Annotated in this window: 14 protein-coding genes, 2 tRNA genes and 3 rRNA genes; 16 read left to right on the plus strand and 3 right to left on the minus strand. The window is 42.3% G+C overall.

Going from position 1 to position 22,972, the window contains the following annotated elements:
• Window positions 1–49 precede the first annotated feature (49 nt).
• The 10 genes from DXX94_RS15170 to rrf all read left to right on the plus strand — a co-directional run bounded on the left by DXX94_RS15170 (window position 50) and on the right by rrf (window position 11,767).
• Window positions 50–1,330 (plus strand): outer membrane beta-barrel protein, encoded by a 1,281-nt coding sequence (locus tag DXX94_RS15170; protein ID WP_116017172.1) that lies wholly within the window; start codon window positions 50–52, stop codon window positions 1,328–1,330.
• On the plus strand, window positions 1,327–1,860 hold the full coding sequence (locus DXX94_RS15175; RefSeq protein WP_116017174.1) for a polysaccharide biosynthesis/export family protein: 534 nt from the start codon (window positions 1,327–1,329) through the stop codon (window positions 1,858–1,860). Before DXX94_RS15170 ends, DXX94_RS15175 begins: the two co-directional genes overlap by 4 nt.
• 8 nt (window positions 1,861–1,868) lie before the next feature.
• Window positions 1,869–4,070 carry a GumC family protein gene (locus DXX94_RS15180; protein ID WP_116017176.1) on the plus strand — a complete coding sequence of 734 codons (2,202 nt, stop codon included), beginning with the start codon at window positions 1,869–1,871 and terminating at the stop codon, window positions 4,068–4,070.
• A gap of 32 nt (window positions 4,071–4,102) precedes the next feature.
• Window positions 4,103–4,828, plus strand: a complete 726-nt coding sequence (locus DXX94_RS15185) for a tyrosine-protein phosphatase (protein ID WP_116017178.1) — start codon at window positions 4,103–4,105, stop codon at window positions 4,826–4,828.
• Window positions 4,825–5,520 (plus strand): VpsP family polysaccharide biosynthesis protein, encoded by a 696-nt coding sequence (locus tag DXX94_RS15190; protein WP_116017180.1) that lies wholly within the window; start codon window positions 4,825–4,827, stop codon window positions 5,518–5,520. The genes DXX94_RS15185 and DXX94_RS15190 overlap by 4 nt, the downstream gene beginning before the upstream one ends.
• A 774-nt stretch (window positions 5,521–6,294) precedes the next feature.
• Window positions 6,295–7,837, plus strand: a 16S ribosomal RNA gene (locus DXX94_RS15195).
• A gap of 92 nt (window positions 7,838–7,929) precedes the next feature.
• Window positions 7,930–8,005: transfer RNA gene (locus DXX94_RS15200), tRNA-Ala, on the plus strand.
• Window positions 8,006–8,136: 131 nt separating this feature from the next.
• A tRNA-Ile gene (locus DXX94_RS15205) sits at window positions 8,137–8,213 on the plus strand.
• 375 nt (window positions 8,214–8,588) lie between these two features.
• Window positions 8,589–11,473, plus strand: a 23S ribosomal RNA gene (locus DXX94_RS15210).
• A 179-nt stretch (window positions 11,474–11,652) separates the two neighbouring features.
• Window positions 11,653–11,767, plus strand: a 5S ribosomal RNA gene (rrf, locus tag DXX94_RS15215).
• The 16S, 23S and 5S rRNA genes sit together here with 2 tRNA genes alongside, the layout of an rRNA operon.
• Window positions 11,768–12,010: 243 nt before the next feature.
• On the opposite strand, the gene DXX94_RS15220 is transcribed toward rrf, so the two are convergent.
• The 3 genes from DXX94_RS15220 to DXX94_RS15230 form a co-directional block, all read right to left on the minus strand.
• Window positions 12,011–13,188, minus strand: a protein-coding gene (locus DXX94_RS15220) for an IS3 family transposase (protein WP_116016061.1) whose coding sequence is annotated in 2 segments (ribosomal slippage) — window positions 12,011–12,921 and window positions 12,921–13,188 — 1,179 coding nt in all. Because the reading frame shifts where the segments join, the coding sequence is not laid out codon by codon here.
• Window positions 13,189–13,249: 61 nt separating this feature from the next.
• Entirely contained in the window at window positions 13,250–13,447 is a 198-nt protein-coding gene (locus DXX94_RS15225) for a DEAD/DEAH box helicase family protein (protein WP_116017182.1), read from the minus strand.
• A 3-nt stretch (window positions 13,448–13,450) separates the two neighbouring features.
• On the minus strand, window positions 13,451–13,981 hold the full coding sequence (locus DXX94_RS15230; protein ID WP_116017184.1) for a hypothetical protein: 531 nt from the start codon (window positions 13,979–13,981) through the stop codon (window positions 13,451–13,453).
• 126 nt (window positions 13,982–14,107) lie between these two features.
• Here DXX94_RS15230 and DXX94_RS15235 point away from each other — a divergent pair, with 126 nt between their 5' ends.
• From DXX94_RS15235 to DXX94_RS15260, 6 genes are all read left to right on the plus strand, one after another.
• A complete protein-coding gene (locus DXX94_RS15235; RefSeq protein WP_116017185.1) occupies window positions 14,108–14,338 on the plus strand; it encodes a helix-turn-helix domain-containing protein in 231 nt (76 codons plus the stop codon).
• Window positions 14,339–14,516: 178 nt separating this feature from the next.
• On the plus strand, window positions 14,517–15,101 hold the full coding sequence (locus DXX94_RS15240) for a restriction endonuclease subunit S (protein WP_181901571.1): 585 nt from the start codon (window positions 14,517–14,519) through the stop codon (window positions 15,099–15,101).
• A gap of 27 nt (window positions 15,102–15,128) precedes the next feature.
• A complete protein-coding gene (locus DXX94_RS15245; protein WP_116017189.1) occupies window positions 15,129–16,646 on the plus strand; it encodes a type I restriction-modification system subunit M in 1,518 nt (505 codons plus the stop codon).
• Window positions 16,636–17,847 (plus strand): restriction endonuclease subunit S, encoded by a 1,212-nt coding sequence (locus DXX94_RS15250; protein WP_116017191.1) that lies wholly within the window; start codon window positions 16,636–16,638, stop codon window positions 17,845–17,847. The genes DXX94_RS15245 and DXX94_RS15250 overlap by 11 nt, the downstream gene beginning before the upstream one ends.
• A 9-nt stretch (window positions 17,848–17,856) precedes the next feature.
• A complete protein-coding gene (locus tag DXX94_RS15255; RefSeq protein WP_116017193.1) occupies window positions 17,857–19,641 on the plus strand; it encodes an anti-phage dCTP deaminase in 1,785 nt (594 codons plus the stop codon).
• Window positions 19,642–19,662: 21 nt separating this feature from the next.
• Complete coding sequence (locus tag DXX94_RS15260; RefSeq protein ID WP_116017195.1) at window positions 19,663–22,971, plus strand: type I restriction endonuclease subunit R; 3,309 nt, start codon at window positions 19,663–19,665, stop codon at window positions 22,969–22,971.
• Window position 22,972 lies beyond the last annotated feature (1 nt).

The following is a 22,972-nucleotide window of genomic DNA, read 5'->3' on the forward strand; positions in this document are numbered from 1 at the left end:
ACAGCGTTAATATATCGGAATAATAAGAATAAAATTTAAAGGGAAAGCAATGCGCGTATTACCGTTGGCTGCAATAATGGGTAGCCTATTCGCAGGCCATGCTCACTCAGCAATCATTAGTGAAGACGATCGACAAGATCAGAGTATTGAAGTTTCTGGTGGGCAGTTCACCCCACTAATCAAAGTGTATCAGCGTTATGATGATAATGTAGCCAGCTCGGATATTGACGATATTAGTTCGTGGGCAACTATTTACGAGCCAAGTGTTAGTTACAGTAAACAGTTTGGTGAATTTGGCAAAAACAGCTATCAACTGGATTATGTTTTGGCTCACGGTGCTTTTCATGGAAGTGATGAGGACACTTACACGGATCATGACGTTTCAGGCAAAGTTAATTATGAAATTAACAGTCGTCATCGTTTTGTCCTACAAGGTGGCTATATTGACAGCCATGACGAGCGAGGTAGCCGCTTTTCTATTGGTACGGGCGAAGGGTTAACAGAGCCTGACACATATCAGCAGTTTTATACTAATTTAGAATACAACTATGGCATAGTTGAAGCGGATTTAAGGCTGCAATTTGAATATGGGCTTTTAGATAACAACTACGATGCGCGATTTGTAGTAGATGCGAGTGGTAATCCTCTAGACAGAACCCGTGAACGTGATCGCCAAACAGATCAAATGTTGGCGAAGCTATACTACCGTATAGGCTCAGCTACTGATTTAACATTTGAAGCGGTGCGTTTAGATGTGGATTACGACTTTACTCGCACACCGGAAAACGAATTATCCAGTGTTGAAATGCAATATTTGCTAGGTGTAAAGTGGGAAGCAACTGCACTAACAACTGGTTATGCGAAAGTAGGCTATAAAGACAAAAACTTTGATTTAAATTCTCGAGAAGACCATTCAGGCTTTGAGTGGGATGCGCAAGTGGAATGGGAACCGAAAACGTATTCTCGTTTTAAGTTAAGTACAGGCCGTTCAACTCAGGAAACCAATGGTGAGGGGTTCTTTGTGCCCGGACAAAATGGTCAAGGTTACTTTGTGGTAAATACCACGCATGAGCTAGCATGGCAGCACGACTGGAATAACCGTTTCAGCACCGAAGCATTGTATCGTTATAGTGAAGACATTTACGAAGGTGACATTGGTGAAATTCGTGATGACGATAACAATGGGCTCGTGTTAAAAGCATACTATGACATGTCATATTGGTTAAGCTTCACGCTTGAATACGTAAACAACGATCGCGACAGTACTCGTGCTAATTTGGAATATGATCGCGAACTAATAACGCTGGGTGTAAGAGTTGCTCTTAAATGATAAATAAGCTGTTAAAGACTTTCTGGTTTTTGGTACTAACAAGCTGGCTAAGTGTCCAGGCTCAGTCGGCCGGAGATTACCAACTTGGTTCAGGTGACACCATTAAAATCACTGTTTTTGGCCAAGCAGATCTTTCGATTGAAACCTTGTTAGATGATAGTGGAAAAATTGAATACCCGTTTTTAGGGCAAATTCAGGCGACTGGTAAAACGTTAACCCAGCTACAACAAGATATTTTGGCTGGATTGAAAGGTGACTATTTAGTTAACCCAAATGTCTCAGTCACTATTATTGAATATCGACCATTTTTTATTGATGGCGAAGTAAAACAGCCCGGTGGTTACCCTTTTCAGCCGGGTTTAACCGTTAGTAAAGCCGCAGCTTTGGCAGGTGGCTTTACTGAGCGCGCGTCGCTGTCCAAAATTTTTATTGTGCGCAGCAATGATCCAGAGCAAGCGTCGGTCAATGTTACAGCGAATGCCTTAGTGCAGCCGGGTGACATAATTACAGTTCGTCAAAGTTATTTTTAATCAATAAGATGTCTGAAATACAAGTTCATGAGCACAGCAGTGCAGATCAAGATATTCAATATTACTTACGTATTCTAACTCGTTATCGCTGGCGTATATTCAGTTTAGCATTTGTCTTAACTTTGCTGGCCACGGTATTAACGTTCACAATCGTTCCAACCTATAAAGCAACGGCAACATTGCTCGTCGAAGCGGAAAAAGCGAATGTAGTATCTATTGAAGAAGTTTATGGTATTGATTCTGGTCGCCAAGAGTACTTTTTTACACAATTTGAAATTCTAAAATCACGTCGTATTGCTCAGCGTGTCGTGGAAAAACTTAAATTAGCGACTCATCAAGAGTTTATTGTTGATGAAGACGATGATTTTTCGCCTGTTAGCGTCGTTAAACAGTTACTTGCTGTCAATGTCGGTAAGCAGCAGTCGTATACCGTTGATGAGTTACATCAAAAAACAATGCGGGCAGTCGTTGATGAGTATATGAGTCGATTGTCTATTGCACCTGTAAGAAATACTCAACTGGTAAAAATCTCATTTGAAGCCGCTTCGCCTAAATTATCTGCGTTAATCGTTAATACACATGCCGAAGTGTATATCGAAAGCCACTTGGAATCTCAATTAATGATGACCGAGCGAGCGTCGACTTGGCTTAATGAACGCTTAGCCGTGTTAAAGCAAAAGCTTGATGACTCAGAAGATAACTTACTGGCCTATCAAAACCAAGAAGAGCTGGTTGATATTGACGGTGTAAAAAGTATTGAAGCAAGAGAACTTCAAGAGCTCAATCAGCAACTATCAGTCGCGCGTCAAAAGTTGCAACAAAGCGAGAATATTTTCAATTTAATTCAACGGAATCAGGGGAGCTTAGATTCGCTAATTGCCCTACCTGACGTATTAAACCACGCGCTGATTATCAAAGTTAGCGAAGCTGTTCAAAACAGCAAAACCAAAATCTCAGAGTTAAAAGGGGTGTATGGCCCTAAACACCCAATAATGATTGCCGCACAACTTGAACTTTCTTCTGCAGAAGATAATTTAGCGAGCCAAGTTAGCCTGTTGGTATCTGGTATCAGTAACGAGTACAAAAAGCTATCAGTAGACGTTCAAAATCTGGAGATTGCTATCAAAGATAAAGGAACTCATTATCGAGAGCTTTCTAGACTAGATAGCCGCCAACAGGAATTGAAACGCGAAGTAGCGAGTAATCAGCAATTGTATGACGCCTTTTTCACTCGCTTTAAAGAAACCAAAGAAGTCGGAGAGTTTGAGTCTGCCAATGCACGTATTATCGATCCGGCTATCGCTCCAATTGTTCCTTACAGCCCGAAGAAAAAAGTTATAGTCGGCGTTACCTTTATCATGAGTATTTTACTCGGTATGGGCTTGGCATTTGTGTATGAATATCTCAATGATGGTATTCGCTCGGTTGAAGATATCGAGCAACAGCTTAAGCAGCGTATGTTAGGCTTATTACCGAAACAGAAAAAATTGAAAAGTGATGTGCTACCTTTACGCCATTATTTCGACAAAGAGCAGCATGCTTTTTCAGAATCAATACGTACATTGCGAACCAGCTTATTGTTAACGAATATTGATAATAACGTGAAAGTTGTTTCGGTAACGTCATCAGTGCCAGGGGAAGGAAAAACAACCGTATCGATTAATTTGGCTTTTGCACTTGGTCAATTAGAAAAGGTATTACTAATTGATGCTGATATGCGCCGTCCATCAGTTGCTAAGCGATTCGACTTGCCAGCCTATCAAGAAGGTTTATCTAATGTTCTAAGTGGGACTCATCGATTGGAAGAATGTGTTGTCAGCGATGAAGAGTCAGGTATTGATGTATTAACGGCAGGAACCTTGACGACTACTCCACAAGAGCTTTTGGCATCGCAAGCTTTAGCTGATTTTATTAAGAAGGCACGAGAGCAATACGATCGTATTGTCATTGATACAGCGCCGACGCAAGCAGTAAGCGATGCGATCATTATTACTCAGCAAGCCGACTCGTTAATCTATGTTGTTAAGGCGGAAAGCACGCGTCAACGTGTTATCAAGCAAGGGTTATCAAGACTAGGTGCAATGGCAGGTAGAATTGACGGTATTGTGCTTAATCAAGTTGACCTGGATAAAGCGGCTAAATATGGCGAATACCATGGCTACTATGACCAATATGGTTACAACACTGAGCAAGCCCAGAAAGCATCTTAGAAGTTGTTGACTCTTAATTAGCAGGGGGTTGTATGTATGACCTACACAGTCACGTGTTGCCTGGAATTGACGATGGTGCGCAATCAATAGATGATACTGTTGCTTTGTTGAAAGCGGCGGTTGATGACGGTATCTCGCATCTTATCGCTACGCCGCATATTCAACTTGGTCGGTTTGACAACACCTTAAGTAATATTGCCGCTATACACCAACAAGTTATCAATCATGAACAAGTAGCGTCACTTCCTATTAAGCTCGCTTTTGCTGCAGAAATTCGTATTTGTCCTGAAATTATGCTGCTTGCAAAGCAGCAAGCACTACCTTTTCTCGGACAATGGTACGGGCAAAGCGTTATGCTGCTTGAGTTGCCACACAGCCATATACCAGCAGGAACCGAGCAATTAATAAAATGGCTGATAAACCAAAGTATCATACCGTTAATAGCCCACCCTGAACGCAATCGAGATATTCAAGTTGATTATCAAAAGTTTAAACGGCTGGCAAAAACAGGTTGTTTTTTTCAACTTACCGCTTCTTCCATAACTGGCGACTTTGGTGAACGCGCCCAATCAATTGCTGAACAAATCATAAAGGATAACAAAGCTACGATAGTAGCCTCCGATATGCATAATATGAAACGCAGGCCGCCAAAAATGTCACAAGCCTATCAATCTGTTTCTAGTCTTTTTGGAGAAGAGGTTGCGAATCTATTGTTTGTTACAAATCCTCAACTAATCGCTGAGAGTATGTTTAGGTGATATCAGCATGGCCTCGTAAAGCCGGTTTAGTAGTATTATCTTTACTATTGTTATTGATGGCTTGGCAAGCAATACAAATAGGTAGAGCGAACTTAAGCTACTTAGCTGCCCACAATGCCGCTGAATATTGGCGAAAAGAGAAGTTAACACCAAGCCAAGAGTCGCTTCAATCTGCACTAATGAGTGCTCAGAAAGCTAATTCGATAGACCCAAACAATCCTCATTACTTGTTAACTGAAGCATTAATTTGGGAGTGGCAAGGTATCACCTTGAATCAAATAGAAGACTTTTCAAAAGCGAAGTTATTATATCTTGAAGCAACTCAATATCGCCCAACATGGCCAGTTACGTGGGCAACATTAGCGATTTTAAAGTGGCGGCTTAATGAATTCGACGAAGAAATGTTGTATTTCTTATATCAAGCAGAGCGTTTTGGCCCTAATCGCAAAGAAGTACATGAAGCTTGGTTGGAAATTGGCTTGCACCTTTATCAACAAAAACACCAGTATACCGCTAAATTGATTAAGCCTATTCGGAAACACCTAAGAGCTATGCTAGGTAGCCATGATAAAGAGTATCATCGCTCAGCGGTGAATATCATAGAAAGGCACCAAGCGCAGCGATTAGCTTGTAGTTGGATTCAATATGATGTGAATTTAGCAGAGCAATTTAATACCAACTTTTGCAGCTAAGCATATCTCCATTTCACCCTCTAGTTAACAATTTATAGCTCACTTTATAAAACTTGAGTGTAACCTACGCTTAAATAGATAAATTACTATCAACGAAGTGGGTGGAACCACTAATATTTATTAGTTGAGTGTTAGGTTCTCAAAATTATTGTTGTTTACTTCTTTTATATTTATAAACCTGAAAATAGCTGATTTAGATGCCACCTGTTCTATCTATGTTCAATAAATATCTGGTTTGTACATAAATAAACCGAATAAATAGAAATATCAAAAAACTTTCAAAAAGGTGTTGACGCCCAGCTAAAAATCTCTAAAATGCGCATCCACTTCCACGGGGCAGCCCAACGAAGTGTTTTGATAAGTTTAGTGAGCAAGTTTGCTAAGTAAACGGGTCAGATAACTTAGAAAAATGAGTTAAAGATTTTTTTAAAAAGTTGTTGACATCAATACTAGGGAGCGTAAAATGCGCATCCGCTCTCGCAGCTTAAGTCACACGGCAAAAGGCGCAGAGCAACCACAAAACACGAGTGCGATGTTTTGTTTGAATCGAAAGATTCAGTTCTTTAACAATTAGTTATCATGCAATTTGTGTGAGCATTCACATGATGTTGATTTTACAAATATAGCTAAGCTTGTCTTAGCAAAAATTAACTCAGTGAACTCATGCAAAAACTACTTTTATATAAGTTTACTTTTTGTCTCACTTTTTTTAAAAGTGAAATAAAGAGTTGTACAGAATTCATTGAGCCGATGCTTAGGCATCACAAACGATTTTAATTGAAGAGTTTGATCATGGCTCAGATTGAACGCTGGCGGCAGGCTTAACACATGCAAGTCGAGCGGAAACGAAGAGGAGCTTGCTCCTTTGGCGTCGAGCGGCGGACGGGTGAGTAATGCTTGGGAATATGCCTTTTGGTGGGGGACAACAGTTGGAAACGACTGCTAATACCGCATAATGTTTACGGACCAAAGCGGGGGACCTTCGGGCCTCGTGCCAAAAGATTAGCCCAAGTGAGATTAGCTAGTTGGTGGGGTAAAGGCCTACCAAGGCGACGATCTCTAGCTGGTTTGAGAGGATGATCAGCCACACTGGGACTGAGACACGGCCCAGACTCCTACGGGAGGCAGCAGTGGGGAATATTGCACAATGGGGGAAACCCTGATGCAGCCATGCCGCGTGTGTGAAGAAGGCCTTCGGGTTGTAAAGCACTTTCAGTCGTGAGGAAAGGTTAGTAGGTAATATCTGCTAGCTGTGACGTTAGCGACAGAAGAAGCACCGGCTAACTCCGTGCCAGCAGCCGCGGTAATACGGAGGGTGCGAGCGTTAATCGGAATTACTGGGCGTAAAGCGTGCGTAGGCGGTTTGATAAGCCAGATGTGAAATCCCGGGGCTTAACCTCGGAACTGCATTTGGAACTGTTTGACTAGAGTACTGTAGAGGGTGGTGGAATTTCCAGTGTAGCGGTGAAATGCGTAGAGATTGGAAGGAACATCAGTGGCGAAGGCGGCCACCTGGACAGATACTGACGCTGAGGCACGAAAGCGTGGGGAGCGAACAGGATTAGATACCCTGGTAGTCCACGCCGTAAACGATGTCAACTAGCTGTTTGTGTTCTTGAAACGTGAGTAGCGTAGCTAACGCGCTAAGTTGACCGCCTGGGGAGTACGGCCGCAAGGTTAAAACTCAAATGAATTGACGGGGGCCCGCACAAGCGGTGGAGCATGTGGTTTAATTCGATGCAACGCGAAGAACCTTACCATCCCTTGACATCCAGAGAATTTTCTAGAGATAGATTAGTGCCTTCGGGAACTCTGAGACAGGTGCTGCATGGCTGTCGTCAGCTCGTGTTGTGAAATGTTGGGTTAAGTCCCGCAACGAGCGCAACCCCTATCCTTATTTGCCAGCGCGTAATGGCGGGAACTCTAAGGAGACTGCCGGTGATAAACCGGAGGAAGGTGGGGACGACGTCAAGTCATCATGGCCCTTACGGGATGGGCTACACACGTGCTACAATGGCGTATACAGAGGGCAGCGAGACCGCGAGGTGGAGCGAATCCCAGAAAGTACGTCGTAGTCCGGATTGGAGTCTGCAACTCGACTCCATGAAGTCGGAATCGCTAGTAATCGCGAATCAGAATGTCGCGGTGAATACGTTCCCGGGCCTTGTACACACCGCCCGTCACACCATGGGAGTGGGTTGCAAAAGAAGTGGCTAGTTTAACCTTCGGGAGGACGGTCACCACTTTGTGATTCATGACTGGGGTGAAGTCGTAACAAGGTAACCCTAGGGGAACCTGGGGTTGGATCACCTCCTTATCTTGAAGTAAAACGCACCATGTTGAGTGTTCACACACATTGCATTGATAACGAACGTATAAGAAGTAACCCTTTACTAATGCAGTAAATGAGGGGCTATAGCTCAGCTGGGAGAGCGCCTGCCTTGCACGCAGGAGGTCAGCAGTTCGATCCTGCTTAGCTCCACCACTTACCATTGGTACTGGCTCGAATAAAGAGCGCACCCCGCCACGTGTTTAAAGCGGTGAGGTCGGCCTGTTTTTTTTCAAGTCTGCCCAGACCTAGTAATAGGCAAAGGTGAACTCTTGAAATGATGATATAGGTCTGTAGCTCAGCTGGTTAGAGCGCACCCCTGATAAGGGTGAGGTCGGCAGTTCAAGTCTGCCCAGACCTACCACTACTTCTTAACAAAGAATGAGAAGCCAAATTAAAGGTATCGGAATGCTGATAAATTTAATTTGGTTTTTTAAACCACGATTTAAGCGAATGTGCCTTAAATTGAGTTCTTTAACAATTTGGAAAGCTGATATATATCCCGAATATACTTCTTGTTTTACATAAGAAAAATATTCGAATGGTGATTACAGTGTCGCGCTGTATGAACCAAACCTGAAATAAGATTTTTCCTTATCTTATTTCAATCTAATTCAAGCATACTCCATTACTGTTCTTTTTTAAGGATTGTTAATGAGTACGTGAAAATGTCAGTCATACATTAGCATCAAGATTTGTCTCTTGATGACTTAAATACGAAAACTATTTGGGGTTGTATGGTTAAGTGACTAAGCGTATATGGTGGATGCCTTGGCAGTTAGAGGCGATGAAAGACGTGTTAATCTGCGATAAGCCTAGGTAAGGTGATAAAAACCGTTATAACCTAGGATTTCTGAATGGGGAAACCCAGTGGCATAAGCCACTATCATTAAGTGAATACATAGCTTAATGAGGCGAACCGGGAGAACTGAAACATCTAAGTACCCCGAGGAAAAGAAATCAACCGAGATTTCCTTAGTAGCGGCGAGCGAACGGGAATTAGCCCTTAAGCTTATGGGCGTTAGTGGAACAAGCTGGAAAGCTTGGCGATACAGGGTGATAGCCCCGTACACGAAGACAAACATAAGTGAAATCGAGTAGGTCGGCACACGTGAAATGTTGACTGAACATGGGGGGACCATCCTCCAAGGCTAAATACTCCTAACTGACCGATAGTGAACCAGTACCGTGAGGGAAAGGCGAAAAGAACCCCTGTGAGGGGAGTGAAATAGAACCTGAAACCGTATACGTACAAGCAGTGGAAGCATGGACTTGTTCTGTGTGACTGCGTACCTTTTGTATAATGGGTCAGCGACTTATATTTTGTAGCAAGGTTAACCGATTAGGGGAGCCGTAGCGAAAGCGAGTGTTAACTGCGCGTTTAGTTGCAGGGTATAGACCCGAAACCCGGCGATCTACCCATGGGCAGGTTGAAGGTTGGGTAACACCAACTGGAGGACCGAACACACGTATGTTGAAAAATGCGGTGATGACCTGTGGGTCGGAGTGAAAGGCTAATCAAGCCGGGAGATAGCTGGTTCTCCCCGAAATCTATTTAGGTAGAGCCTCGGACGAATACCATTGGGGGTAGAGCACTGTTAAGGCTAGGGGGTCATCCCGACTTACCAACCCTTTGCAAACTCCGAATACCAATGAGTACTATCCGGGAGACACACTATGGGTGCTAACGTCCGTAGTGAAGAGGGAAACAACCCAGACCGCCAGCTAAGGTCCCAAAGTCATAGTTAAGTGGGAAACGATGTGGAAAGGCATAGACAGCTAGGAGGTTGGCTTAGAAGCAGCCATCCTTTAAAGAAAGCGTAATAGCTCACTAGTCGAGTCGGTCTGCGCGGAAGATGTAACGGGGCTAAACTATGCACCGAAGCTGCGGATTCAAACTTTGTTTGAGTGGTAGGGGAGCGTTCTGTAAGCCGTTGAAGGTGTGTTGAGAAGCATGCTGGAGGTATCAGAAGTGCGAATGCTGACATGAGTAACGATAAAGGGGGTGAAAAACCCCCTCGCCGAAAGACCAAGGTTTCCTGTCCCATGTTAATCAGGGCAGGGTAAGTCGGCCCCTAAGGCGAGACCGAGAGGTGTAGTCGATGGGAAACAGATTAATATTTCTGTACTTCTTTATATTGCGATGGAGGGACGGAGAAGGCTAAGCAAGCATGGCGTTGGTTGTCCATGTGAAAGTATGTAGGCTGAGAACTTAGGCAAATCCGGGTTCTTAAGGCTGAGATACGAGACGAGGCTCTACGGAGTTGAAGTTGTTGATGCCCTGCTTCCAGGAAAAGCTTCTAAGCATAGATATAAAGGAACCGTACCCCAAACCGACACAGGTGGTTAGGTAGAGAATACTAAGGCGCTTGAGAGAACTCGGGTGAAGGAACTAGGCAAAATAGTACCGTAACTTCGGGAGAAGGTACGCCGGCTCTGGTGATGGGACTTGCTCCCTAAGCTGAGGTCGGTCGAAGTAACCAGGTGGCTGGAACTGTTTATTAAAAACACAGCACTGTGCAAAATCGAAAGATGACGTATACGGTGTGACGCCTGCCCGGTGCCGGAAGGTTAATTGATTGGGTTAGCTCTGCGAAGCTCATGATCGAAGCCCCGGTAAACGGCGGCCGTAACTATAACGGTCCTAAGGTAGCGAAATTCCTTGTCGGGTAAGTTCCGACCTGCACGAATGGCGTAATCATGGCCACACTGTCTCCACCCGAGACTCAGTGAAATTGAAATTGCGGTTAAGATGCCGTATACCCGCGGCTAGACGGAAAGACCCCGTGAACCTTTACTATAGCTTGACAGTGAACATTGCTCCTACATGTGTAGGATAGGTGGGAGGCTTTGAAACTTGCACGCCAGTGTGAGTGGAGCCAACCTTGAAATACCACCCTTGTATGCGTGATGTTCTAACCTAGGCCGATTATCTCGGTTGGGGACACTGTCTGGTGGGTAGTTTGACTGGGGCGGTCTCCTCCCAAAGCGTAACGGAGGAGCACGAAGGTTGGCTAAGTACGGTCGGACATCGTACGGTTAGTGCAATGGCATAAGCCAGCTTAACTGCGAGACAGACACGTCGAGCAGGTGCGAAAGCAGGTCATAGTGATCCGGTGGTTCTGTATGGAAGGGCCATCGCTCAACGGATAAAAGGTACTCCGGGGATAACAGGCTGATACCGCCCAAGAGTTCATATCGACGGCGGTGTTTGGCACCTCGATGTCGGCTCATCACATCCTGGGGCTGAAGTCGGTCCCAAGGGTATGGCTGTTCGCCATTTAAAGTGGTACGCGAGCTGGGTTTAGAACGTCGTGAGACAGTTCGGTCCCTATCTGCCGTGGGCGTTTGAGAATTGAAGAGGGCTGCTCCTAGTACGAGAGGACCGGAGTGGACGAACCTCTGGTGTTCCGGTTGTTTCGCCAGAAGCATTGCCGGGTAGCTACGTTCGGAACTGATAACCGCTGAAAGCATCTAAGCGGGAAGCAGGCTTTGAGATGAGTTCTCACTGGGACTTTAAGTCCCCTGAAGGGTCGTTGGAGACTACGACGTTGATAGGTCAGGTGTGTAAGGGTTGTGAGGCCTTGAGCTAACTGATACTAATTGCCCGTGAGGCTTAACCATACAACACCCAAATGGTTTTTCACGTAACTGTTCCAGACAGTTACCTGATTTACTCCATCCATGGAGTTTGTAAGACTGACAGAATAAAGAAATTCACGTACTAACGTGTGCTTGAAATGATATATACAGCATTCCGAATTGAATTTACTTGCTTGTGCAGCAGGTAAATAACAGCTTCGCCTAGCGACAATAGCGTTGTAGAACCACCTGACCCCATGCCGAACTCAGAAGTGAAATGCAACTGCGCCGATGGTAGTGTGGGAGGTCCCATGTGAGAGTAGGTCATCGCTAGGCACTTAATTGAGAAAAGCCCCTGTCTAACGACAGGGGCTTTTTCGTATAGGCAAAACACTTTAGCGGCAATAGCGTTGTAGAACCACCTGAATCTTCGGCAACTGCTCCTTGCGTTGTACTAATCACCTACATCCGTGCAATTCGTACAGGCAATGGGCTCTTGCCACAAAAAGGCAGAAATGATCGCTCTTGAGTATCCATGCTATCGCGATATTAGATCTCTTTGCACATCAAGTGTAGTGGTCAACTTAAATTGGCCACGGTTTTGTATTCAAGCCAGTATCTTTTCTCTGACTCATTTGGGGTTAAACCAGCATTGTAGTGATGCGGCCTAACTGAGCTGTAATAACCAACAATATAGTGTGTTATTTCAGCTCTAGCTTCAGTAAAGGAACGGTAACCCGTTGTGGGTATCCATTCTGTTTTTAAACTTCTAAAGAATCGCTCCATCGGGCTATTATCCCAACAATTACCACGGCGACTCATGCTTTGCTTTATCTGACAACGCCATAGCAATTGACGGTAGCTTCGGCTGGTGTAATGCGTCCCTTGGTCGCTATGGAACATCACACCTTTAGGCTTACCACGCATCTCATAAGCCATCATCAGTGCTTTGCTCGTCAATGCTGTATCAGGCGATAGAGACATTGCCCAACCAATCGGTTTTCTCGCAAATAAATCAATAACAACTGCTAAATAAGCCCAGCGATTGCCAACCCAGATATACGTAACATCACCGCACCAAACCTGATTCGGCTTAACCACATCAAACTGCTGATTGAGATGGTTAGGTATCGCCACATGCTCTTGATTTACTTTTCTATAACGGTGCTTCGGTAACTGGCAACTCACCAAGCCTAAACGTTTCATATAGCCTGTCGCCCTGAAACGTGAAATATCATAGCCACGGTCTATCGCTATCGTGGATATTGTACGAGAACCCGCTGCGCCATTACTTTCACGGTGGATTTGCTTAACGACAGCGATTTCTTTTAATTGCTTGCTATTCGGCTTCTTAGAGCGCTTATTCCAATACTTAAAGCTACTGCGATGAACATTAAATGTTTGGCAAATGGTGAATTCCGCATAGCTCTCTTTGAGTCGTTTAATTAGTTTAAATTGTTCATCGAGTCCGACATCAAGAGAGCGGTAGCCTTTTTTAGAATTTCCTTTTCTAATTCAATGCGTTTTATCTTTTTCTCAAGCTCTTTAATCTTACACTGCTCTGGTGTCATTGGGCTGGCTTTGCTGGTGATGCCTTTGCGTTCATTACGAAGCTGACGCACCCACTTATCCATTGTCGACTTACCAACGCTCATCGCTTCTGCTGCTTCTCGAACGGAATAACCTTGATCAACAACTAATTGAGCAGCTTCTAACCGAAATTCTGGTGTGAAATTACGTTTGCCTGTTCTTGTCATTTTGTCACCTAATCAATTTTATGAGGTGATGATACCACCTCTAACTAGGTGGCCAAATTTGTTATACCACTACAATTGAAGAAGGAGAAAAGCAAAGTACAAGATCAATGTCACCTTGGTCATACATCAATTTAGCTAAGACTGAGGCCATCACGGTTTTGCCAGCACCTGGAGTAGCAAGGGCTAGAAAGTGCTTACTTGATTTGTATTTAGAAATTGCAGAGTGAATGCACTCCGACTGCCAATTTCTTAGTTTCATTTATTAGTTCTCTTTTATTGATTTAATAAGTTCGTATAAAACAGAAATCTTCCCTTTTAAGATATGGTTGTTCTCCTGAACCGCCATGTAACGACCTTTTAAATCTTCATGCTGATCAGGGTATATATCTTTCAAAGCGACATACTCTTTTACCGCACCCAATCCTTCTAATAGCGCAGAATTATATTGATTTAACCGTTGAAGAAGCATTTGGGAGTAACTGACAGGTGAACTCGCACTCGCCTCTTCATACGGAATTGGCGATACCATTTCTTTTAAAATTGCGTGATCAAACAAGTCGCTTTTGGTGTAACGAGTAAGACCTTTCTTCTTGGTTGTACTTCTTGTTAACCAACCCCTTCGGGTTAATTTTAAAAGCTCTTCATAAACGAAACGACGGGATACCGTTGGGTTAAGTTCTGCATCTTGCTTTATTGCTATATATGCCGTTCTAATTTCAGTTGCAGTGAAGTGATTGACGTTGGGCATAGACAAAATTTGGATGACTGTTTTGTCTAGTTCGAATTTTTCCATGCATAAACCTCAAAAAATATAATAAAAACACCTCAAATATGCATATATGCATTGATTAGGATTATATGCAATCGTGTAAAACAACGCAATGTGGGATATTTAATCTTTTGTGTTTGAGACAATCCAATGGACGATTTTGCGAAAAAATTAGGTAAAAATATCAAGATGATGAGAGTCTTCAAAGATCAAAGCCAAGCTGAATTATCATTTAAATCAGGCTTGGATCAGAGTTATTTAAGTAGAGTTGAGAAAGGTACAGTTAACGTAACTGTAATTAAGTTATGCGCTATCGCAAAAGCACTTGAATGTGAATTAACAGAACTACTGCCAGAAATAGATAAAACCAGTGCACTTTAAATTTCCTATTTACGCCACTCCTAAAATCAATACAACACAATTTTACTAAAAACATACCTCCTAAACAGTCAATTTCGATCACAAATAAATTGCACCATCCAAAAGATGCAAACTAAGTGTTGACTTAATAATCATTCCTCGCTATCTTTAATGCATCATTTATATGGTGCAATTAATAATGAATAAAACATTATCTGATATTGCGATTGTGAAAGCAGGCCACCCTTTTAGGGGAAAGATACCTGAAGACACGGAAGGTAACGCTTATGCGGTACAGATCAGGGATATTGATAACGATGGGATCATACAGTGGCATCAACTCATTCGCACAAATATTACGGGGCGTAAAACACCTGACTGGTTACAAAAAGGCGATGTGCTGTTTGCGGCTCGTGGTGGTCGTAACTTAGCAGGTTGTGTTGGCGAGATTAATAAACCAACGGTTTGCGCACCCCATTATTTTTTAATTCAAGTAACCGATAAATCAGTGTTACCTGAATTTGTAGCTTGGCAGCTAAATCAAGATGGTGCCCAGCGGTATTTTGCAAACTCTGCTGAAGGAAGCGCACAAACGAGCATTAGGCGAGCTGTATTAGAAGCAACTCCACTTGTGATTCCAACTATCGAAAAGCAGCGAGCTATCGTCGAGTTTGATAACAAAGTTAAACAGGAAAAACAGGTGCTAAATGCTCTAATAGAGAACAGAGCGAAACAGATGCAAGGCATAGCTAAAGAATTATTAGGCTCTGATTATCAGGGCTAAACAGAATTAAAATTAAGGACTTAAAAGATGACGACGACACAAATAAATCAAGACGAAATTAATAAGGCGGTATGGGCTGCCTGCGATACCTTTAGAGGCACGGTAGACCCCTCTATTTATAAAGATTTCATCTTAACCATGCTGTTCTTAAAGTATATCTCTGATGTATACCAAGATGAATACGACAAGCTTGTAGAGCAATATGGAGACAATCCTGAACTAATTCACGCAATGATGGCAAAGCAACGCTTTGTATTACCTTCAGGCTCAAGCTTTTGGGATCTATACGAGAAACGTCACGAAGCTGGTAACGGCCAGCGTATAGACCAAGCACTACATGCTATTGAAGAAGCAAACGGCACTAAGCTAAAAAATGTGTTCCAAGACATTAGCTTTAACACTGATAAGCTAGGTCAAGAAAAGCAAAAGAACGACATTCTACGTCACCTGCTAGAAGACTTTGGTAAAGACATTCTTAACTTACGCCCAAGTCGTGTTGGCTCACTCGATATTATCGGTAATGCCTACGAATATCTAATTAAGCACTTTGCCGCAGGTAGTGGTAAGTCGGCTGGTGAGTTCTATACACCACCTGAAGTATCAGACTTATTGGCAGCTATTTTAGAGCCAAAAGAAGGGGATGAAATCTGCGATCCAGCTTGTGGCTCAGGCTCACTATTAATGAAGTGTGGCGCAATGGTACGCAAGAACTCAGGTTCTAAAAAGTACGCACTATACGGGCAAGAAGCTATCGGCTCTACCTGGGCACTCGCTAAAATGAATATGTTTCTTCATGGTGAAGATAACCACCGCATTGAATGGGGCGATACCATTCGCCACCCTATGCTTTTAGACAAAGAAGGTACTGGTTTACTTCACTTCGATATTGTTACTGCAAACCCTCCTTTTTCACTCGATAAATGGGGCTTTGAAGGTGCGGCTAATGATGAGTTTGGTCGTTTCCGCCGTGGTGTGCCACCTAAGACCAAAGGTGACTACGCGTTTATCAGCCATATGATTGAAACATTGAAGCCAGAGTCAGGACGCATGGGGGTGGTAGTGCCACACGGTGTACTATTCCGCGCATCATCTGAAGGCAAAATCCGTACACAACTTATTGAAGAAAACTTACTCGATGCAGTGATTGGCTTACCAGAAAAGCTATTTTTTGGTACTGGTATTCCAGCGGCGATTCTTATCTTCAAAAAACATAAAGTTGACAACAATGTATTGTTTATTGATGCGAGTCGTGAGTTTAAGTCAGGTAAAAACCAAAACCAGCTAACTGAAGGTAATATTCAAAAGATTATAGACACCTACAAAGCCCGTGAAAACGTTGACAAATACGCTTATTTAGCAACATTTGATGAAGTTAAAGAAAACGACTTCAACCTTAACATACCGCGTTATGTTGATACCTTTGAAGAAGAAGCTGAGATTGATTTAGTGGCTGTTCGGAATGAACGTGTTCAACTACAGAATGAGCTAAAAACTCTAGAAGCAGAAATGGAAGGCTATTTAAAGGAGTTGGGTTATGGTGCCTAATGGTTGGAAACTTGGAGTAATAAGCGAACTTGCTGATACTGTTATGGGTTACGCTTTTAAGAGTGCAGACTTTACTAAAACAGGTATTCCGCTATTAAGAATGGGTAACCTTTACCAGAACACATTGAGTTTTGAGCGTAGTCCTATTTATTTACCTGAATCATTTAAAAACGAATATGAAAGATTTCTCGTTAAACCAAACGACTTGGTAATGTCCATGACAGGGACTATGGGTAAAAGGGATTATGGTTTTACCGTTGAAATTCCTGAAGGTGCCCCTTGCTCTCTGTTAAACCAGCGAGTAATTAAATTTGTACCAAAGCATGAATCTAGCTCTGGTTTTTTGCTGAACTTATTGCGAAGTGAAATAGTGTTATCGCGTTTATATGCAATTCCCGGAGGAACTAAGCAAGCTAACTTGTCTGCTAAACAAATACAAGAGCTGCCTGCTCCTATTCCGCCACTTCAAGAACAACACAAAATAGCTAAAATCCTATCCACTTGGGATAAAGCGATAAGCACCACAGAGTGCCTAATCGACAACAGTAAGCAGCAGAAAAAAGCGCTGATGCAACAACTGCTGACAGGCAAAAAGCGTTTGCTTGATGATTCAGGTAAACCATTTGAGAGTGATTGGGAAGATACCTTATTATCTGATTGGCTTGTCGAGTTTAAAGAAAAATCCATAAAACAAGATCAGCATCGTGTCTACACCTCTTCTAGAGCGGGTTTAGTACCACAAGACGAGTATTTCGGAAACTCTAGGATAGCGGATAGAAATAATATCGGTTTTCATGTGCTTCCTCCTGAGCATATTACTTATCGCTCTCGAAGTGATGACGGTTTTTTCACTTTCAATCTCTTTAAAAGTAATGAAAATGGGATTATCAGTCATTACTACCCTGTTTTTTCTACCAAAGGAAATAATTCATTTTTCATCGCACTATTTGAGCAGTTCCGAGGTGTTTTTGGGAAGCATAGTGTTGGTACATCACAGAAGGTTCTGTCTTTAAACGCTTTAAGAGGAATTAAATTAAAGATTCCAGCAAAAGAAGAGCAACGAAAAATAGCTACTGTATTAAACTCTGCTGAGAAAGAAATACAGATTTTAGAACAACAACTTGCTGACTTAAAACAAGAGAAAAAAGCTTTGATGCAGCAATTGTTAACGGGCAAGCGCAGAGTAAAAGTTAATAATTAAGGAGGATTTATGAGCCTAAAATTTACAGGAACATTTCAGGAACTTCAAAGTAAGCTTGCTTCGCTTAGCGGTCAGTGGGATGACTCACAGTCAAACAAAAAAGTTCTCCGTTTAGGCACTGGCATATTAAATTGGTTTGAGTCTACGGGCACGATTCAATTTCAAGGCAGAGGTACTGATAAAGAAAAATTGGTGAGTCAAGTTCCTCATTTGATTTACCCAGAGCAATTTGAGCAGAAAGAAGTTGTTGTCGCGCAAAATACGGATAGTTCATTAACTCAGGATATACCTGATAGCGACCTCACAATCGAACGAAAATACCTTAACTCAAAGATCAATGATAGCGAGTTAATTATTGGAATCGTTAGCGCTGTTGGAACAGAATCGAAGCGAGTCATCGATCCTTTGAAAGATAGATTACAAGGCTTTGGCTACAGCGTTGAAGAAATTAGGGTTTCAGGAATATTACCTGCATTCTCTAATGAAAGTGCTCATGAATATGAGCGTATAAAGCATTATATGGCTTCAGGTGATCAATTACGCAAAGAAACCGAAAATAATGCTATTTTGGCTGCGGGAGTAACTAAACAAGTTTCTACACAGCGTGACAGTCAACTAACCAAAAAAGCTTATATTGTTAACTCTTTAAAGCACCCTAGCGAAGTAGATTTACTAAGAAAAGTATATGGTGACGGTTTTTATTTAATAGGTATTCACGCTGATGAAAAAAGACGACACAAATACCTAACTGCCGATAAAGGCTGCACTCAAGAACAGGCAAGTGAATTAATAAAAATAGACGAAGATGAAAGCTTTAGTTATGGTCAAAAAACCAGAGATACTTACCACCTATCTGATTTTTTCTTAAACTTAGGCAAAAATGATGACCATGTTAAAAATCGACTTCAGCGGTTTTTGGAACTCATTTTTTCACACCCATATAAAAACCCAACATTTGATGAGTTTGCGATGTTTATGGCGTTTAACAGTTCAGTGCGCTCTGGCGACCTGTCTCGTCAAGTAGGGGCTGTTATTAGCCAAAATAATCAAATTATAGCAACAGGCGCAAATGATGTTCCTCGTTCAGGCGGAGGGTTATATTGGGCTGAGGCAGATCCTGAAACAGGAGAAGTAAACGATCACCCCGATGGAAAAGATTACACTAGAGATGGTGACTCGAATAAACAAGCTCAAGCTGAAATTGTAGAAGAAATAGCTAAAAAACTACTTGATGGTGGAGTGGTAGAAGCCGATAAAGAAATTGATTTAACGCAGGTTTTAAAAGGTAGTAAGATTTCCGATTTAACTGAATTTGGCCGTGTTGTTCACGCTGAGATGGATGCTTTATTATCATGTAGTCGAGCAGGCATACCTACAATTGGTACAACCCTTTATTGTACAACCTTTCCATGTCACAACTGTGCAAAGCATATCATTGCAGGCGGGATGAAAAGAGTTGTTTATGTCGAGCCATATCCGAAAAGTCGCGCACTTGACTTTCATTCAGAATCAATTCAATTGAGGTCTGAATTTGATACATCTCAACAAGATAATAATTTGATTGCGTTTGAACCATTTATTGGTGTAGGCCCAAGAAGGTTCTTGGATCTATTCTCTATGAGTTTAGGAGCAGGTTCAAAGTTAAAAAGAAAAGATAAGCAAGGTTCGACCCTTGAGTGGGATAAATCTCAGGCACCGATTAGAACACCTTTGGTTCCAAAATCATACATTGAGATTGAAAAGTCTGCTGCTGAAATGTGGGATGAAAATTCACAACCAGCAACTCCTTTTTAATTATTCAGGAGTGCATGACAAATGACTAATGAAATCGCAAATTTTAAAGAAGAATTCAGCTCTAAAATTCCCGCGCTGACCTTGCTTAGTAAACTTGGTTACTCGTTTATACCACCTAGTAGCTGTGAAGAAGTTAGAGGCAATTCTGTAACGGGAAAATCAACAAGCCAAGTGATGTTGTTGCCCGTTATGCGTGAGTTTTTGAGCAAACAAACGTTCCCGTTTGCAGGTAAAGACCATAAGCTATCAGATGCTGCAATCGATAAAATAATGCATGACCTCAGCCCTGCTATGAACGAGGGCTTAAAAGGTGCGAATGAAAAGCTCTACAATGCCATGATGTATGGCGTTGGGGTTACTGAGTTTGTTGATGGTAAGAAGGCATCACCAACCATTCAGCTTATCGATTGGCAAACACCTTCAAATAACTTTTTCCATTTTACTGAAGAAATGGTGGTGCAAAACAGTGAAGGCACAGGAAACCGTATTCCCGATATTGTTTGTTTTGTTAATGGCTTGCCTTGGGTGGTGATTGAAGCAAAGCGTCCTGACTCTTCAACTGAAGGAAAATCAACATTAAGCGAAGCGGTCTCGCAACAAATCCGAAATCAAGGCCAAAAAGAAATCCCACACCTGTTTGCTTACAGCCAATTACTGCTCGCAGTGAATGGACATGAGGGCTTGTACGCCACCTGTGGCACGCCTGAAAAATTTTGGGCGAAATGGAAAGAAGAAGAAATCATTGAAGCCGAGTTTATTCGGTTAAAAAATGCAGGTTTAAGCACCGAGCAATTGGATGCTATTTTCAACCACCGCCCAGCCGCAGCCAAAGACGAGTATTTAACTTTATTGGCAGGAGGCGACCTTGCGGTGACAGATCAAGACAGGCTAATTGTTAGTTTACTGAGACCAGACCGCCTTCTTGAAATGGCCCGTTTATACACTTTGTTTGACCAAAAAGCTGGCAAAATAGTGGCGCGTTATCAGCAGGTGTTTGGCATTAAAGCACTGATAGAGCGTATTACTAGCTTTGATGAAACGGGCGAACGCCCAGGTGCACGCAACGGTGGTGTAATTTGGCATACCACAGGAAGTGGCAAGTCATTTACTATGGTGTTTTTATCAAAAGCACTTATTTGGTTACGAGAACTTTCACAATGTCGCGTGATTATTGTAACTGACCGAGTTGACCTTGAAGATCAGTTAAGCCGCACTTTTGCCTCAGGTGGTGTACTCACCGAGCGCGATAAAAAAGATGCTATGGCAACATCGGGCAAACGTCTTGCAGAGCAAATTGGTAAAGGTAATGAGCGAGTTATCTTCTCAATTATTAACAAGTTTGGTTCAGCAATTAAATATGATGAATGCTATAACGATAGTCCGAATATTTTGGTTTTGGTTGATGAAGGCCACCGTAGCCAGAACGGTGAGAACAACATTCGAATGTTGCAAACTTTACCTAAAGCTGCGTTTATTGCTTTCACTGGTACGCCGTTGCTTAAAGACGATAAAACTGAAAACAAATTCGGCTCGATTATTCACTCTTATACTATGCAGCAAGCGGTTGAAGATAAAACGGTAACACCGCTGCTTTATGAAGAGCGTATTGCTGATCTTAATGTGAATGACAAAGCTATTGATGCCTGGTTTGACCGAATTACAGAAAAGCTCACGGAAAAACAAAGAACTGATTTAAAGAAGAAGTTTTCTCAGAAAGGTCAGATCTATCAAACAGAAGGCCGAATTGAGCTAATTGCACACGATATTTCTGATCATTTCCAAAACTTTAAGCAACAAGGTTTAAAAGGCCAACTAGCATGTGATTCTAAAGCCTCTGCAATTCGCTATAAGGAGCTTTTGGATAAAATAGGTAAAGTTACATCAGTTGTTGCAATGTCTCCTCCTGATACGCGTGAAGGGCACGAGGCGGTTGATCAAGAAAGTAAAGATATTGTTCAAAACTGGTGGAAGAACAATGTTGCCGAAATGTATGGGCAGGACGAGAAAGAATATACTAAAGCAATAATCAAAGACTATGGCCGTGATGATGGCCCTGACATCATGATTGTTGTAGATAAGCTTCTTACTGGGTTTGATGAGCCTAAAAATACCGTACTTTATATCGACAAGCCGTTAAAAGAGCATAACTTGATTCAAGCTATTGCTCGCGTAAACCGCTTACACAGTAAGAAGCAATTCGGCTACTTAATTGATTATCGTGGAATTTTGAAAGAGCTTGATATGACGATTGAGAAGTATCAAGAACTTGCTGAGCGTAATCAAAATGGCTTTGATGTTGATGATCTTAAAGGTTTGTATAACCGAATGGATACCGAATATAAAAAGCTACCAGGTTTGTACAACGATCTGTGGGCTATTTTTGATGGTGTTGCTAACAAAAAAGATCATGCCGCATTACGTCAAGCACTTGCACCTAAGATTGAGGATGTTCAAGGTCAGCTTTTAGATAAAAACCTTAAAAAGCGCGATGAGTTTTATGCTGCGTTAACGGCCTTTTCTAATTGTATGAAAGTAGCTTTACAGTCAGCGACTTTCTTCGATGATAAAAGTTTTGATAATAAGCGCGACCACTACAAAGAAACGCTTAAAATGTTCGTTAACTTGCGTAAGCAAGTACGTGAAGATGCTAATGAAACCGTAGACTATGACGAATATGCTGAAGACGTGCGTCAGTTGTTAGACAAGCATATTGCAGGCATTGAAGTAAAAGAGCCTGATGGTGCATACCTAGTTGGCAATTTAGGCAAAGATGTGAAACCTGAAGATCTAACTGACGACGAAGCTCGAAACCAAACGGATAAGATCACGGGCCGTATCACTAAAATGATCGAGCAAGATTTGGCTGATGATCCTTATGCGCAAGAATATTTCTCAAACTTACTCAAAAAAGCGATAGATGAAACCAAGGCCATGTTCGATGCGCCAGTGAAGCAATACATGCTATTTGCCGACTTTGAGCAAGAGGTTAAAGAGCGCAAAGTAGAAGGTATGCCGAGTGAGTTTACTGATACTGACGGCAAGCTAAACAAACATGCCCAAGCATATTTTGGATTATTTAAACAATTATTCGAAAAAGACGCTCACACAGGCAGTGATATTGATGAAGATAAACTTGTGAAATATGCCTTCGACATTGACGAAGTAGTTAAGACCGCAGTAGCAGAGTTTTCAATTAACCCAAGTGAAATTGAAAACGCTATTAGCGTAAAACTACTACCTATGCTATTCGCTGACTTCGGTATTGAGAATGCTCAAAAGCTTATTGAAGAGGTACTGAAGATCACGCGATTAGGGCTTTCTCGTCAATGAT

Source organism: Thalassotalea euphylliae (genome assembly GCF_003390375.1).
Classification (GTDB): Bacteria; Pseudomonadota; Gammaproteobacteria; order Enterobacterales; family Alteromonadaceae; genus Thalassotalea_F; species Thalassotalea_F euphylliae_A.